The organism is Pseudomonas sp. ZY71 (assembly GCF_036542145.1).
Classification (GTDB): domain Bacteria; phylum Pseudomonadota; class Gammaproteobacteria; order Pseudomonadales; family Pseudomonadaceae; genus Aquipseudomonas; species Aquipseudomonas koreensis_A.
In genome coordinates this window covers 5,066,295-5,081,332 of record NZ_CP144274.1, presented here as the reverse complement: position 1 = coordinate 5,081,332, position 15,038 = coordinate 5,066,295, and the positions used below count along the sequence as shown (strand labels likewise).

General features: G+C 48.6%; 13 protein-coding genes. 8 read left to right on the top strand and 5 right to left on the bottom strand.

Annotation, left to right across the window (positions count from 1 at the left end; translation table 11 throughout):
• Window positions 1-27: 27 nt before the first annotated feature.
• The 3 genes from VY732_RS22525 (at window position 28) to VY732_RS22515 (ending at window position 3,252) form a co-directional block, all read left to right on the top strand.
• On the top strand, window positions 28-1,173 hold the full coding sequence (locus tag VY732_RS22525) for a hypothetical protein (RefSeq protein WP_331691804.1): 1,146 nt from the start codon (window positions 28-30) through the stop codon (window positions 1,171-1,173).
• A gap of 82 nt (window positions 1,174-1,255) precedes the next feature.
• Window positions 1,256-1,975 (top strand): DUF6933 domain-containing protein, encoded by a 720-nt coding sequence (locus VY732_RS22520; RefSeq protein ID WP_273917156.1) that lies wholly within the window; start codon window positions 1,256-1,258, stop codon window positions 1,973-1,975.
• An 86-nt stretch (window positions 1,976-2,061) separates the two neighbouring features.
• The gene (locus VY732_RS22515) at window positions 2,062-3,252 is read left to right on the top strand and encodes a hypothetical protein (protein WP_331691803.1); all 1,191 of its coding nucleotides are present in this window, start codon (window positions 2,062-2,064) and stop codon (window positions 3,250-3,252) included.
• A 3-nt stretch (window positions 3,253-3,255) separates the two neighbouring features.
• On the opposite strand, the gene VY732_RS22510 is transcribed toward VY732_RS22515, so the two are convergent.
• Window positions 3,256-4,242 (bottom strand): hypothetical protein, encoded by a 987-nt coding sequence (locus tag VY732_RS22510; protein ID WP_331691802.1) that lies wholly within the window; start codon window positions 4,240-4,242, stop codon window positions 3,256-3,258.
• A 273-nt stretch (window positions 4,243-4,515) separates the two neighbouring features.
• Entirely contained in the window at window positions 4,516-5,025 is a 510-nt protein-coding gene (locus VY732_RS22505) for a BRO-N domain-containing protein (protein ID WP_331691801.1), read from the bottom strand.
• Window positions 5,026-5,518: 493 nt separating this feature from the next.
• Here VY732_RS22505 and VY732_RS22500 point away from each other — a divergent pair, with 493 nt between their 5' ends.
• Together VY732_RS22500 and VY732_RS22495 are read left to right on the top strand one after the other, a co-directional pair.
• Complete coding sequence (locus VY732_RS22500; RefSeq protein ID WP_331691800.1) at window positions 5,519-7,720, top strand: sensor histidine kinase; 2,202 nt, start codon at window positions 5,519-5,521, stop codon at window positions 7,718-7,720.
• Complete coding sequence (locus VY732_RS22495; protein WP_331691799.1) at window positions 7,720-8,796, top strand: histidine kinase; 1,077 nt, start codon at window positions 7,720-7,722, stop codon at window positions 8,794-8,796. Before VY732_RS22500 ends, VY732_RS22495 begins: the two co-directional genes overlap by 1 nt.
• Window positions 8,797-8,878: 82 nt before the next feature.
• Here the strand turns inward: VY732_RS22495 and VY732_RS22490 are convergent, their stop codons facing one another.
• The gene (locus VY732_RS22490) at window positions 8,879-9,313 is read right to left on the bottom strand and encodes a very short patch repair endonuclease (RefSeq protein ID WP_331691798.1); all 435 of its coding nucleotides are present in this window, start codon (window positions 9,311-9,313) and stop codon (window positions 8,879-8,881) included.
• A 21-nt stretch (window positions 9,314-9,334) separates the two neighbouring features.
• Between VY732_RS22490 and VY732_RS22485 the strand changes: the two genes are divergently transcribed.
• The 3 genes from VY732_RS22485 to VY732_RS22475 are packed head-to-tail and all read left to right on the top strand — an operon-like array spanning window position 9,335 to window position 12,635.
• On the top strand, window positions 9,335-10,927 hold the full coding sequence (locus tag VY732_RS22485; protein WP_331691797.1) for a DNA cytosine methyltransferase: 1,593 nt from the start codon (window positions 9,335-9,337) through the stop codon (window positions 10,925-10,927).
• A 56-nt stretch (window positions 10,928-10,983) separates the two neighbouring features.
• Window positions 10,984-11,568, top strand: coding sequence for a hypothetical protein (locus VY732_RS22480; RefSeq protein WP_331691796.1), 585 nt, complete (start codon window positions 10,984-10,986; stop codon window positions 11,566-11,568).
• On the top strand, window positions 11,568-12,635 hold the full coding sequence (locus tag VY732_RS22475) for a DUF262 domain-containing protein (protein WP_331691795.1): 1,068 nt from the start codon (window positions 11,568-11,570) through the stop codon (window positions 12,633-12,635). Before VY732_RS22480 ends, VY732_RS22475 begins: the two co-directional genes overlap by 1 nt.
• A gap of 63 nt (window positions 12,636-12,698) precedes the next feature.
• Here the strand turns inward: VY732_RS22475 and VY732_RS22470 are convergent, their stop codons facing one another.
• Together VY732_RS22470 and VY732_RS22465 are read right to left on the bottom strand one after the other, a co-directional pair.
• Window positions 12,699-13,949: a ribonucleotide-diphosphate reductase subunit beta gene (locus tag VY732_RS22470; protein ID WP_008084848.1), complete on the bottom strand. Its 1,251-nt coding sequence runs from the start codon at window positions 13,947-13,949 to the stop codon at window positions 12,699-12,701.
• 541 nt (window positions 13,950-14,490) lie between these two features.
• Complete coding sequence (locus VY732_RS22465; RefSeq protein ID WP_008084846.1) at window positions 14,491-14,751, bottom strand: DUF2790 domain-containing protein; 261 nt, start codon at window positions 14,749-14,751, stop codon at window positions 14,491-14,493.
• Window positions 14,752-15,038: the final 287 nt, after the last annotated feature.

Genomic DNA, 15,038 nt, shown 5'->3' with positions numbered 1-15,038 from the left:
AAAAGCCCAGTCACTCAAGGATGAAAGATGTATCGCGGACTGTTGCGAATCTCCGGCATGTTGATGCTCATCGGTTTAGTGCTCTCAACCCGGATATGGGCCGACGACAACAAGCCGGTGTATACCGGCACCCTGGGCAAAGCCGCGATCGTTGTGGAAATCGACACTCGCTACAGCGAGGGTCGTTACTTCTACAAAAAATACCGAAAAGACTTGGCGCTGGACATCAGCAAAGAAGACGATGCGCTGGTGATGGCCGAAGGCGCGGCGATGGATGGCCATTCGCGCCCGACTCTGCGCTTGCAGCCAAAACTCGACGGCTGGAGCGGCGAATGGAGCAACCCGGACGGGAAGATCCTGAAGGTCGAATTACAGCCCGCCAAGCTCCCCGATGTTCCCGCCGGTGCCTTGCCTTATTTCACCGAACTGCATGACAAGAACCCGTACGAGTACCTACGGTTGCAGGGTCTGCAACTTGTAAAAGGCAAAACCGAAACCTTCATGGGCTACACGGTGCAATGGTGGAGCGAGGCGAAGTCGGGGGCTTCGCTGTTTGAAGTGGTATCGGGTTATTCGCCGCAAGCGCGGGAGCGCATCAATCAATATTTGATGGCACGCTTGTGGGGCGAGGTGGACGCACACTTCAGCTGTGCGGGGAGCTACTCGCAATCCAGTCAACCGCTATGGTTGTCGTCTTCGGTGATGAGTGCGCGCATTGCTACCGAATATTATTGTGGCGGTGCCTATCCGGATCAAAACAATGAATCGCTCAACTTTGATACACAAACAGGGAAGTTGCTGACCCTTGAGGACGTTTTGTGGGTGGGGCAGGGCAAGCCCTTTCATTATGTGGAGGGATTGGAAGGCGCCTCTACAGTGTCCTCCGCTGACTATTACAATTACCGCTCCAAAGAATTCGCACCCTGGCTCGTCGCGCAGCTGCTAAAGCTTTATTCCACGGAAATGACCGTCGTCGCGGAAGGCGAAAACGAATGCGGGTACGACGAGCAAGAACCTTGGGCATTCCCATCCTGGTACTTCAGCGCAAACGGCATCACCTTCACGCCGTCGTATCCACATGTCGCCGCCGTGTGCGGATACGTCGAGTGGGGCGTGCTGCCTTATGACCTGATCAAACAGCACCCCGGCGGTGTTCCATTGCAATTGCCTTGATTCGCGCGTCGAAGGGGGTTGGAATCAGTCAGCGTGTTCGCAAGAATATGTTTCTTTTCTGTAGAAATTACATGGGGCCTACATGCTGATCTTTAACTGCACCGAAGCCGCCAGCAAATTCTTCAGCCGTGTCCACAAGGGCAAAAAGATCACGCCGGTGGATGCTAAACCGCCGTCCGCAATCATTGAAGATGATGAGCTGAGCGGCGCTGACGAGCAGTGGCTGGTGCACGCGATAACGGTACAACGCAAGCATGTGTTGCTGGTCATTCACGTCCAGACCCGCTATTGCCTGATTTTCGCTGATGCGAAAAAGGCTGACACAGAAGACTTTGTTGATCGATTCGTGGATCGTTGGGTCAAGGGGATAGTGATCAACGCACATCATCATGACCTCGGGCAGTGGCTTAACCCGGAGTTGATGTTGGCGCGGTTGAAACAGACTTGTGAGCATCAACGGTTCTATCGACGTAGCCATCGCAGCGCGCAAAAACACATTGATGAGATTGCATGGATTTTCCAGGACAAGGTCGCCCATACGGGGTCTTTGCCACCGGATGAAATCACAGCGATGGTATTTGACGAGCAAATGAATGACACACCGAGGAACAGCAAGGGCGCCAAGTCTTACTATTTTCCGAATGAGGAAATGGCGCTTCACTGGCTGCGTCATTACTGCTTTCTTGATGACGTCCAGCTTCATGCTGCCAAGGAGCGTCGCCAACAAATGGTTCGGGAAATTGCGGCCCTCGAGCGCAAAGCCTGGCTTGAAAAGTACGAGCAAGAAAACTCGAATAGTTAAGCTGCCCCCGCCATAATCCGCAGCGTATTTTTCAGCGCCGGCGCCTGTGTGCCGACGCGACCACCGACTCCTTCAAGGATTGATTCATGCTCAAGGGACTGATGCGCCTGGCGCCATATGCCGCGGCGCTGTTCACACTGATTTCCACCGCCCATGCCGAAGATGGCCGGCGCGTATTTACCGGTACGCTGGGTAAGACGCCGATTGTCGTGGAGCTCAATACCACACAGCCGGACGAAGTGACTGGCCGCTACTTCTATGAGAAGTACCATCGCGATCTGCCCCTAAGCGGCGCGTTGCAGGACAGCACACTTACTCTGACCGAGGGCAACAATCGTTACGGTGATGAAAAGCCTCTGCCAACGTTGAAGCTGGAAGAGAACGGCGACGGCTGGCAGGGCGAGTGGCAAAGTCCGAAGGGCAAGAAACTGTCAGTGCAACTCACCGAGGCCAAAACTCCAACACCAACCGCTAACACGCTGCCAATCATCGCCGCGCTGCCGAGCGGCGAGTTGTACGAATACTTGCGAGTGCAGGGGCTCAATCTCAAAGCCACGAAGCAAGAGACCTTCATGGGCTACACCCTGCAATGGTGGACGGAGCCCGACTCGAAAATTGCCCTGTTCAGTGTGGAATCCGGTTTGCCGAAAGATGATCTGCAACGGGTTAATCAGCAATTGCTGGGACGGCTCTGGCTTGAAGTGATCCGTTATCACAGTTGCCAATTGAGTGGCGGAGAGAACGTCGACTTCATGCAGCAGGCAGAACCGAAAATGATCTCGCCAGCGGTAGTCAGCTTGAACATCTCGACCAGCTATTACTGCGGCGGCGCGCATCCTGATTTTGGCGATTCACCCCTCAACATTGATGTAAAAACCGGCCACCCATTGTCACTCGAAGATGTCTTTTGGGTAGGTAAGGGCACGCCGATTTTGCATGCCGAGCGCGACAGCCTGGGCGACAAACCTCTTAGCGAGGCCGAAAGTAACGCGCGCTATCAGTACGTAAGCAAAGAGTTGGTACCTTGGGTAATCAAGCAATTCACCGCCCTGTACCCCACAGAAATGAAGAAACCGACGGGAGATGACGACTGCAACTTCCAGGATGAGAGCATCTGGGGCACTTCACCTTGGTACTTCACCGAGAAGGGCTTGTACCTCGGCGCCTATTTCGCTCGCGTGCAACGCTCTTGCGATTCACCCGACTGGTCGATCCTGCCGTACTCGCTGATCAAACAACACCCCGGCGCCGCCAAACTGCAACTGCCCCAGGGCTAACCGTCACTCCAGACCCGGCGCTTCACGAATAATGAAGTGATCCAGGTTCTCGATATTGGCATTGAAGACCTCGAAAGGCTTTTCGGGGTTCTTCTTGCCCGGCACCTGCTTCAACTCCGGCGTCACCCCATAGAAAAAACAGAACAACGCCTTGTCGCTATCCACCGCGTGCTTGATCTCCTCCAGAAACGCCTTGCGCTTGCGGTAGTTGTCGATCAGCTTCTTGTTCAGATAAACGCTGACCGGATACGGCTTCTTCTTACTGTCCTCGGGTTTCTTGAACCAGACCTTGTCTTCGAAATCGATACGAAAACTGGCACTGTGAAAGTCCTCGATCTTCTTGATCCGCCCCCAGTAAATCAGCCCCTTGTTGTCCGTCAGATACTCGATCTTCTTGAAGAACGAACTGTACGGCGCCGAATGCTCGCCGACCTTCAACGGCATCCGCTTAAGCAACTCCTTGTCCGCGAAGTTGGAAACAAAACACTCCACCGGATGCGCAAACACACTGGTCTTGTCCGGCGCCGACTCACGACTCGCCGACTCTTTACCACCGTCCGCCGCCGCCCGCACCGGGTCATCCCGCAACACATCCGCCACCCCCGTTGGCGCGATAGGCTTGCGCACATACTCACGGCGGGTCAGCAACAACTCCGAAGGGAAGTGTTCCTCACGCCCGTCATCCACCTCGCCATCCGCCGTCTCAACGCCAGAAGCCAAAGCCTTCAAACTCACATACGGACAACCCGCGACGTGCTGCGTAGTGGGCAGATTCTTGAAGTGCGGCGTACGTACGTAATTCACGTTCTTGGCGTTGAAGGTGCCCAACTCGTTGGACGCCTCGAACGCTGAACGACAGGCATCGTTGGGGCACTGGAAGTGTTCCTTCGCGGAATCGAAGGCCACCGTCTCATCGAAATTGAGATCGCGAACGTCATAGATCGACAACTTGTCATCGAGGCTGCGGCAGTAGGCGAGATCGAATTTCATGGTGGGGCTCGGATCCTTGAGTGGGGGAGGGGTATTAATAGCGGGAGGCGGCGCGGGTTGCACTGATTGTTTTCAGGATGATGCGGAATCTGTGGGAGGTAGCCTGCTGGCGACTCTTGGCATCAACCAGATTTCAATTCTCACGCCGCCATTGCAGGCTACGCATCTCCCTGTGGCGAGGGAGCTTGCTCCCGCTGGGCTGCGGAGCAGTCCCAAGCATTTTGAGGCAAAAAAATCCGCTGCTTGAGCCTCAAACAGCGGATCTTGAAACCCTCAGCAACCACGCAACAATCGCGAAGCCCTACGCCACCAGGATTCCTGCCGATTGAACTGATCCTCCGCCAGCAAACAAGGCATATCCCGCAAACGAATCCACGGCTCGTCCTGCCAGTGCAACGTACTCAGCGACATCTGCGGCCAGCTCAGAACACTCAACGTCGGACGCTCAACCGAGCGCGCCGGGCGAGCATCACGCAGGGCGGGCACAACCTGATGAGTCAGCCACTCGCGAAGCTGCCGATGCTCAGGACAGTAGTGATAAATCAGCAGCGCATACACGCCGGACTCACTCACCATCATTTGGTCCTCCGCTTCGCCATAGGTCTCCACGCGCATCATCTGCTGCTGATCAGCGTCGAGTTTACGCAATTGGCGCTCATCAAGATGTTTGCCCATCAACCGGCCCAGCTCATGGACACAGAACCACGCTTGGTTCTCAACCAGAAGGGCGTGCAAATGGGTTTTGTTGCGGACGAAACGAGTAGGAAGAAGTGTTTCAGACATGGCATGCCTCCTGACCAAGAGGCACGGGATTCGAACGGCGGGTACAGCGATTCACCTTCATCATGAAGGTTTGATATTCAGGCATTTCCATTTACCTCTGGCTGCTTTCTTAGGGCATTCGTTAGGGTGTCGGGAGCTAAGAAACCCACCAGAGACGGGCCGGACATATTCCCCTTTCGGGTCTTGTATTCGCCCACTCCCGACATAACGGGATTTTTCGCAGGCGTAGAGAAACCGCAGACGAAAAAAAGCCGCATGACTGTCGGGTGCGGAGGACCGCTCTGGTTTGTAGAGTTTCTTAGGCTCGGAGCTGAGGGTAGCCTTAGAAAAAAAGGGGGTCAAGCAAACGGTCCCTGACTAGACCATTGCTGTTGTTGCTTCGGCATTTTGCAATGATGGCACTTGATGTACATTGTCGGACGACACCAAACTGATGGTTAGCCGGCGAGGCTAAACGTTGCATGGCTTATGTAACGGTTCATAGGGAGTGAAGATGGCAAAGCTAAGGCCTAGAGCAAGGATCGTACGAACAATTGGAGACCAATTAATAAGCGGCCCAGAAGCAGCTCTGATTGAATTGGTGAAAAATGCTTTCGACGCTGATTCTCCTTCCGTGCATATCAAGATAGCTCCGCCGGAGGATGGCAAAGGAAACGATGACGAGGGATCGATTACGGTCGTAGATGCTGGGCACGGTATGAGTGCGGCTGATCTCCTAGATAAATGGTTTGAACCAGCCACAAGTGACAAGGTTACCAGGAAGTCAAGCCCCGAAAAAAAACGAACCATGCTAGGTGCCAAAGGAGTTGGTCGATTTGCAACGGCGCGATTGGGCAAGAAGCTGCATCTAAAAACTAAAAGCATCGACTCGAATAGTTCATTAGAAGTAAGTGAAATAATCGTTGATTGGGATTTGTTTGATAAGACTCTTTATCTCGACCAAGTTGATATTGATATCTCTACTAGGCCTGGAAGTAAGGAGGAGTGTCCAGGTGTTACTCTGGTAATCACCGGTCTTCGGGATCAGTGGACAAAAAAACAACTTGAGTTACTCGTGAGGGAGTTGCGGCGCCTAGCTTCACCAATAAAGGCTCGCGAAGATGAATTTAAGATATACCTGGATATAAGCTCATTTAAAAAAGACGTTCATGGATTTGACGGGCAAACTATTGTTGCTGGAGCTCTAGAAGGAGTGGAAGGCATCGAAGATGAATCGTTTGATCCGCAAGAAATAAAGCCGTTCGCGATTGACAAAATATTTCATTATATGGTCGAGGGGCAATTTGATCGCGATGGTGGGTTCGCAGGATACTTTATAAATCAGAGAGGTGATGGTGTTCGGCAAGAAATAAATATTTCAGCGACGGAGCCATCTTCTGAAGAGTCTAAGTGTGGTGCGGTCTCGTTGCGGTTAAATATATACGATCGCGAGAGTGAGGCGGTAGTTGAGTTGTTCGAAAAGCTAGGGCTGGGGGGGATTGGGCGCCTAGATGCAAAACGAGTATTAGACGAGAATATAGGGATTGGTATATATCGCGGCGGTTTTCGCATCAGACCATATGGTGATGCCGAATCGGATTGGCTAGAGCTAGAACGGATGCGAGTTCAAAATCCTTCTAAAAAGCTGGGTTTGAACCAAGTCTGGGGATTGGTCGAAATAAAGGATGAAAAAGAGTCTGGCTTAGTAGAGAGAAGTAGTCGGGAGGGGTTGGAGCACAATGGAGCATTTCTACGACTGAAACGACTCGTAGCTGAGCTGTTAACTCATATTGAAGCAATGCGCCAAGACTTTAGGCAGGCTGCTGGATTAAGTAGGAAGTCCGCAACTGACACGGAGTCAGTACGCAGTAAAGCTAACTTGAGTGCGACCACCCGTGCTGTGGCAACTCTTCCTGCCCAGTACAGAAATAAAATTGAGCGAGCAATGAAAGCTGATAGCTTAGCTTTGAAAACGTCTATTGCAGAACTTGAGACTTACCAGCAGGCGCTTTCCTCTAGATCGACGCTTGGGCTTGTTGTTGCACAGATACTACATGACGGCAGACGCTTTCTATCGGATATCGCCACGCGATCTAAACGATTGTCTGACGGCGCACCGCGGCTGAGAGAAGAATCCAAGTTTGGCGATCATTTTCGCTCTGTTTTTGGAAAAGAGGCTTATTCCATACATCATTCTTCCGGACAATTAAGTAAGTTGTTCAAAGCTCTCGATCCGATCTCCGGAAAGAGAAGAGGTCGAAGTCAGATTTTTAAAGTGACTTCTGTATTGGATCGGTGTATTGGTTTATTTAGCGACAGCATTGCTGAAGCATCAATCGTGCTCGAGATGCCGGACGAAGAACTACACCCCCATGTAATCGGCTTTGAATCAGACTTGATGGCAGCGCTGATAAATATTATAGATAATGCAATCCATTGGTTAAGTGTTAGTCCTGAGTATCCGAGGCAACTGGCTTTTTCTGTAAGTATGTCTAAGAAGTATGTGAGAGTTGCTGTTTCGAATAACGGTCCTCTGATTGCAGATCGCTTTCATGGGAATTTATTTCATCCAGGATTCTCCCTCAAGACAGAGGGGTCGGGTATCGGGTTGGCTATCGCTAGGGAAGCAATGAGAGCAAGCAAAGGAGATGTCGCATTTGATCCTCTAGCAGATCAAACGACTTTTGTAATTGAAATGCAGAGAGCTCCTATATAATGAATTCACCAGTGATTACTTTAAAAATTTTAATTGTAGAAGATGAAGATTCAAAGCTGATGGAATGGCAAGATGCTATAGATTCGCATAATGCAGACTCTGAAGCTAAAGGGTTCTCCATTGATTTTCTAGCGTCTAAAACAGTTACTGGTGCTAAAGAACTGTTAGATCTCCACCGGTTTGATGCTGCGGTAGTTGACTTGCGCTTGCAGACTGAGGTCGGTGTTGCTGCAAATAACAGTGACGGGAACATATTTGTACGTCACCTGATAAGCGCATTGCCAATGGGGGTCGCGGTATATACCGGTCAGCGTGTAGACGCTGATGTAGGTAGCTATGGTAGCCCTCAGGTTGAAGTTATGGATAAGGGGGACGGTTTTGATCAGGTTTTTAATTGGTTGACAAGTAACAAAGATGTATTTTTAAAGTTGCGAGGGGTTAAAGCGACGTATAATAGAGAAACCGCGAAGATCTTCTATAAGTCTATTTGGCCTCGCTGGCAGCACTGGACATCAGATTTATCCCAAGATCTAACGGAAGTAGTCGCAAGGCACGTAATTGCACATGTGCATGATGCGCTCTTGGTTGCTGGTGGAGATTCGACTCACCCTGAGGAAACATATTTCGTTCCTCCTATGAAAGAGCGTTTGGATACTGGAGATTTGGTTGATTTCGAAGGGCGGAAGTGGATAGTAGTTTCTCCTCGATGCGATTTAGCGAATCAAGGGAAAGTAAAAACTATTCTTATGGCTGCCTTGGAAGATATATCGGAAAAGTGGGGCGCTTTAATAGCTGCTAATTCAAATGCTTCTCGGGAAAAAATTAAAAAACTTATTCAGCATGATGGATCTTTGAAGCAACATTTTTTGTTGCCGATGCGCGACGTTTCTTCAGTGCCGCAGGGGCCTTGGATGGTTCAGTTCGATGATATTTGTGCATTGCCTTCAGAGATGGCTTTAGTCGAGTTGGTTCCATTAAGGTTTGCGTCATTATCACCTATGTTTGTGCCATCATTAGTTGAACGTTTTGGGGGGTATTTTAGTCGGATAGGCACGCCCGGGTTTTCAAGCGAGTAAGAAGCTATGCGAAAAGAATGATGCATTCATTATGGGTGCATTGTTCTATATTTTATAAAGTTAGTATGGGGTGAGTGTGAGGTTATGGCCAAGACTGGTAGTGTATTTCCATATTAGGTATTACCGCAATTAGCCAGTCTAAATTTAATGATTTGTCTCTCGTGCCGCATTCCCATATGTCAATCACTCGCCAGCCATTTCTAAGTAAAGTGTTTCTATTTTTGATGTCTCGAGTTATATTATCTAAGAATTTTTTTGACCAGAATTCTTTTCTGGTTGCAGGCGTTGAGCTTAACCTGCATCGTGGATGTCGGTGCCAGAAGCACCCATTTACAAATATGCAAAGACGGTACCGCTTTATGACGATATCGGGTTTTCCAGGAATGCCTGCTTGATGGAGTCTGTACCGAAAGCCGTGCGAGTATATAAATTTTCTTACTTTGATTTCTGGCGAAGTATTTTTGTTTTTTATGTTGGCCATAAATTTCGATCTAGTCGCAGTGCTAACGATATCCATGATTAACTCCTAAGTTGGTTTATGAGTAGTAAGATTTTTGAAGGTAATATGAAGTCACCGAATCCAATTCAAATTGTAGATCTTTTTGCGGGGCCGGGAGGCCTAGGTGAAGGTTTTTCGTCTTTTTACGAAGGGCGACGCTTCAATATTATTGTTTCAGCGGAGGCGGATCCGGTCGCAAGAGAGACCCTTAGGCTACGAGCATTTTATCGACTTCTAAGAAATAAAAAATCACCTGCTTTAAAGGACTATTACGACTTCTGTAATGGTTACTCTCCACAGCCATGGACCGCTGCTAGCGAAGATGAGTGGGAAAAGGCTGGAGAGGAAGCGAAGTGTATTACGTTAGGCACCAAAGCGGGAGATGACGAACTTGATAATATTCTTGATTTTAAGCTAGATGAGAGTCGACCTTGGGTGCTTATAGGTGGTCCACCTTGTCAGGCATATTCTCTAGCGGGAAGATCAAGAAATAAGAGTAAAGCAAACTATACTCCTGAGGGAGATCATCGCCATTTTTTGTATAAAGAATATTTGAGAATAATTCAGGAACGTCAGCCTACGGTTTTCGTTATGGAGAATGTGAAAGGTATACTTTCTTCGAAGATTGACGGTGAGAGTATTTTTCAGAAAATTCTACAAGATCTCTCTGATCCCGATAAGGCTTTAGGTGTTTCTCGTTCAGGTAAGAAGTATAGGATTTGTTCTTTTGTCAGTGATAGCGCCGCAGGGGCGGGTGTCGGTTACGAGATTGATCCTCGGGAATATATAATACGAGCGGAAAAATACGGTATTCCTCAAGCCAGGCATCGAGTTATTCTGCTTGGTATCGCTGTTGATAGTAATGAGGATGTGCCAGCTTATACGAAGCTTGAAAACTTTTTTGAACCTGTGAGCGTTCGTGACGTTATTAAAGACCTTCCGAAGATTAGAAGTCGGCTTACGAAGCAATTTGATAGTGATGATGTCTGGCGAAGCGTGGTTTTAAGCGAGTTGGATCAGCTCATTGCTAGTGTAGATGCAAAGAAAAATGAAAGTTTGTCTTTGGAATTAGACGTAGCGCGCAATACTTTAATTAACGGTGATTTGAGCGTGGGGGCGTTACGTTTTCCCGATTATAATCCAGATGTCAGTAGCCCGTTAGGGGGTTGGTTTCATGATAATGCGTTAGAGCGATGGTTAAACCATGACGCGCGTGGTCATATGACTTCTGATCTTCGTCGGTATATATATGCTGCGTCTTTTGCAAAGGTCAATGGCTACTCCCCAAAAGGTCATTTGGAATTTAATTTACCAGGTCTGGCTCCGGCGCATAAAAATTGGGAGTCTGGAAAATTTAGTGACCGTTTCAGGGTTCAGTGTGCCCAATCTCCGTCCACGACAATAACCAGTCATATCTCTAAAGACGGCCATTATTTCATCCACTACGATCCCGCTCAATGCCGAAGCTTGAGTGTTCGGGAAGCTGCCCGTCTACAGACATTCCCAGATAACTATTTTTTTCAGGGGAATCGGTCCCAGCAGTATCACCAAGTAGGTAATGCGGTTCCTCCTCTGCTTGCTTATAAAATAGCTTCTGTGGTTTCTGCGGTTTTAGATGGGGTCGGGGTGTAAGTGCCGATTTTAAGTTTCTAACTGTTTTTTATGATGTTGAACTTTGAGCGATTTTAATGGATTACTTAAAGGCTATAAAAATAGGTAAGGATACGAACACTCCTTATAATGAAATTGCACGAAAAATATTTTTGACATTTCCCACGCATGCATTTATAGGAAATGAGGAGCATCAATATTCCGTATATAATGAGATATCTAAATTTTTTGATGTTCCAATTAGCTCTGTCCACGTTGCAGGATTGGCAAAAATAGGTAAAAGCATTCATAAGGGTCGTGATTTCGAACCCGGTGTTTCGGATTTAGATATCGCTATTATTGATGTTCGTTTGTTTTTAAAGTACATGGAGTATGTTTGTAAGGTTTCAAAGAATTACACAGATTTAACTAGATTTCCTATGGTGGGCGTTACTTCTACTTGTGAGTCTTACTTGAAATACTTATCGAAAGGGATTTTTCGACCTGATTTGATGGTTAATGGAGAGAAGCGGGCAGAAATTAATAATTTTTTTGGCGTTTTGTCTTCGAAGTATAGTGGTCTTTTCAGCTCCATAAATGCTGCTGTGTATATGTCTGAAACGTTTTTTGAGAATAAACAAAGATCGGTTATAACGAATGTTGTTAAAAATGGGGTTTACTGATGGTTGAGTATAGAGTGCGATCAGTTTCGCTTTTGAATTTGGTGAATGATATTAAGGCGGGGCGTTTGATCCCTGATGCTTATTTTCAAAGAAACTTGGTCTGGCGAGATGTTCATAAAAAAGATTTTATAAAAACTATTCTTCTGGGGTTTCCATTTCCGCAAATTTTTATATCCAAAGGTAAAGTGGATGTTGAGACTATGTCTACAGTTTCATGCATAGTCGATGGGCAGCAGAGAAGCGATGCAATTGTAAATTTTATTGCGGATAAACTCGAAGTTGAAGGCGCTAAATATAGCGATCTTCCTGAAAAACAGAAGTCTGAATTTCTAAAATATGAGATCGCGGTAATTGAACTAGATCTGGAGAATGATGATCCAAAAGTTCAAGAGATATTTCAACGTATCAATCGCACTTCGAACTCACTAACGTCTATTGAGAAATTAGCTTCTCAATACTCTACATCGGATTTCATGTTAGTGGCGAAGTTTCTTTCTGATCACATTTCTTTGGATAGAAAAGAGGAGGATGACTTTCGAGAGGATCCTAATGTTCCAGAAGAGTTCTATTTGTGGGCCAACTCGAAAAACATTAAAAATTTTTCTAAGTTGGTTAATGAGAAGGGTGTCTTTAACAGTCATGAAATAGCGCGAAAAACAAATTTGATGCACGTTTTGAATATCATTTCTGCAGTGATTGGTGGATTTTCAAATCGAAATGAGAAGGCGATCCAGCATCTAGATGATTACGCTACGTCATTCAATGAGCGAGATGTAGTAGTCGATGCTTTAGAGAGAGCGGCTGACTTTATCCTGAAAGTTGGTTTTAGAGGGAAGTCGTATTGGTTGAATAAAGCTAATTTCTTTTCCCTGGTTATTGCTGTCGTGTCACTTCAGGAACAAGGCGTTATTCTAGATCCCTCTAAGGTAAAATTGATTCTCGAGTCTTTCGAACGTACCCTTCCTGAGGATTATAGGTTGGCTGCGACTGAGGCGGTTAATAGCACTAGAGCGCGCCAATTAAGAAATAAGTATCTAATCGATCAGTTGAGTCGTGGTCTTAAGTGATTTTTGTTTTGGCTAAACATATTAAAAAGGCCTCTTTCGAGGCCTTTTTCGATGGTGGGAGTATTAATCCCAGCTCAGAGCCCCACCAGTCTGATACTCAATAACCCGCGTCTCAAAGAAATTCTTCTCTTTCTTCAAGTCCATAATCTCGCTCATCCAAGGGAACGGGTTAGTCGTCCCTGGATACTCTTCCTTCAAACCAATCTGGCTCAAACGACGGTTAGCGATGAACTTCAGGTAGTCCTCCATCATCGCCGCATTCATACCCAACACCCCACGAGGCATGGTGTCACGCGCGTATTCAATCTCCAGCTGCGTACCCTGCAGAATCATCTGGGTCGCTTCTTCCTTCATCTCAGCATCCCACAAATGCGGGTTTTCGATTTTGATCTGGTTGATCACGTCGATGCCGAAGTTCAGGTGCATGGATTCGTCGCGCAGGATGTATTGGAACTGCTCGGCGACGCCGGTCATTTTGTTGCGGCGGCCCATGGAGAGGATCTGGGTGAAGCCGCAGTAGAAGAAGATGCCTTCCAGAACGCAGTAGTAGGCGATCAGGTTGCGCAGCAGCTCTTTATCGGTGTCCGGGGTGCCGGTTTCGAACTTCGGATCGGAGATCGAACGGGTGTATTTCAGGCCCCAGGCTGCTTTTTTAGCGACCGATGGAATCTCGTGGTACATGTTGAAGATTTCGCCTTCATCCATGGCCAGCGATTCGATGCAGTACTGGTAGGCGTGGGTGTGGATCGCCTCTTCGAAAGCCTGGCGCAGGATGTACTGGCGGCATTCCGGGTTGGTGATCAGGCGGTACACGGCCAGTACCAGGTTGTTGGCAACCAGGGAGTCGGCGGTGGAGAAGAAGCCGAGGTTGCGCATGACGATGCGGCGCTCGTCGTCGGTCAGGCCTTCCGGGTCTTTCCAGAGGGCGATGTCGGCGGTCATGTTGACTTCTTGCGGCATCCAGTGGTTTGCGCAACCGTCCAGATATTTCTGCCAGGCCCAGTCGTACTTGAATGGCACGAGTTGGTTGAGGTCGGCGCGGCAGTTGATCATGCGCTTTTCGTCAACGGCGACACGGGCGGAGGCGCCTTCGAGTTCGGCGAGGCCTTCGGCGACGTCGAGGGAGTTCAGTGCAGCCTTGGCGCGGGCGACAGCGGCCGAGTCGTCGGCGGTCACGGCGCGGGCTTCGATCGCGGCGGCACCACCAGCGTTGTCGAGGCGGTCCATGTTGGCTTCAGTAGCGTGGCCGGCGTTGGCGCCTTTCACGGTTGCTACTTCACTGTCTTCTTTGTCGAATTCGTCCCAGCTCAGCATGACGTGTCGTCTCCTGCGTGAGGGCCTGTGCCCGTGTGAAACCTGATTGGTTGGTTTTTCACACGGTCGTACAGACCGCGTTGGATGTCGTTTTTTGCAGCGATGCACGCAGGCAAATAAACAGAAATTTTGACGGGTTCCGAGAGCCTCTGATGGGCGCAATCAGCGTTGAACGCTGCTGCGGGGCTTCAGAATGGCTTTTGCTCCCTGTAAGGGAATATTGCTGACCCGTATGGGGCGGCATTATAGGGAAAAAAACACGGCTGTGCTGAGGCGAATCCGCGCATGGAGCGGTCGAGGAGGGTGGTTTTTCGACGAGAGTGAGGGTTTACAGGGCTTTGCCGGGGATAGATTTTTTTCGTAAAAATCTCGCCATTGTGAATTTGCTCAAAAAACGAACAAAAAAATCGGTTTTTCACTACATCTAGTGTTTTGCAAGCATTTCTGACGGTTTCAAACACAACTGAGCCCGACCGAAGTCGGGCTGGAATCGACCCTCAATGAAGCGCTGAGAGATCCAATTCGGTGCAGTCTCGAATCATCAATTGGTGCAACCGTTGCCCATCACGCTGTAACGCAGGATGTGACGCTGACCTTTAGAGTCGTCGTACTCCATTTTTGCCGGTACTACTTCGCAGACGTTGGGAATTTCACTCATCGATACAACGTTGGCGATGTCCAGGTGAGTGGAGTAAGTGTATTCCTCGATCACCGGTTGTTGCTGTGCGACATCAGTCGGGACCTCATCTGCCATGGCGGTTGCGCACAGACTGCTGAGGGCCAGAACCAATAAAGCTTTCATTTCAGATTTACCTTTTTGAGGTCGAGTGGGGTCACGCAACCTTTATGGGGTTGCGTGTGTAACTTCATCGTTTGCAGTTATTACTTGAGAGCTGGATTAACGGCCTTCGTGGGGGCTGTATCGTTGTTAATCGCATTTGCCTTGTTGGCGAGGTGGATTTTAGGGAGATGGGGCGGGGGTAAACAGAGCGGGTTTTGATAAACACCTTTGGCAGATTTGGTAACAATCCCTTGATATGGGGGTTGATAACCGGGTGGTTTGTCTGGGATACCGAGGTGTCTGATTCG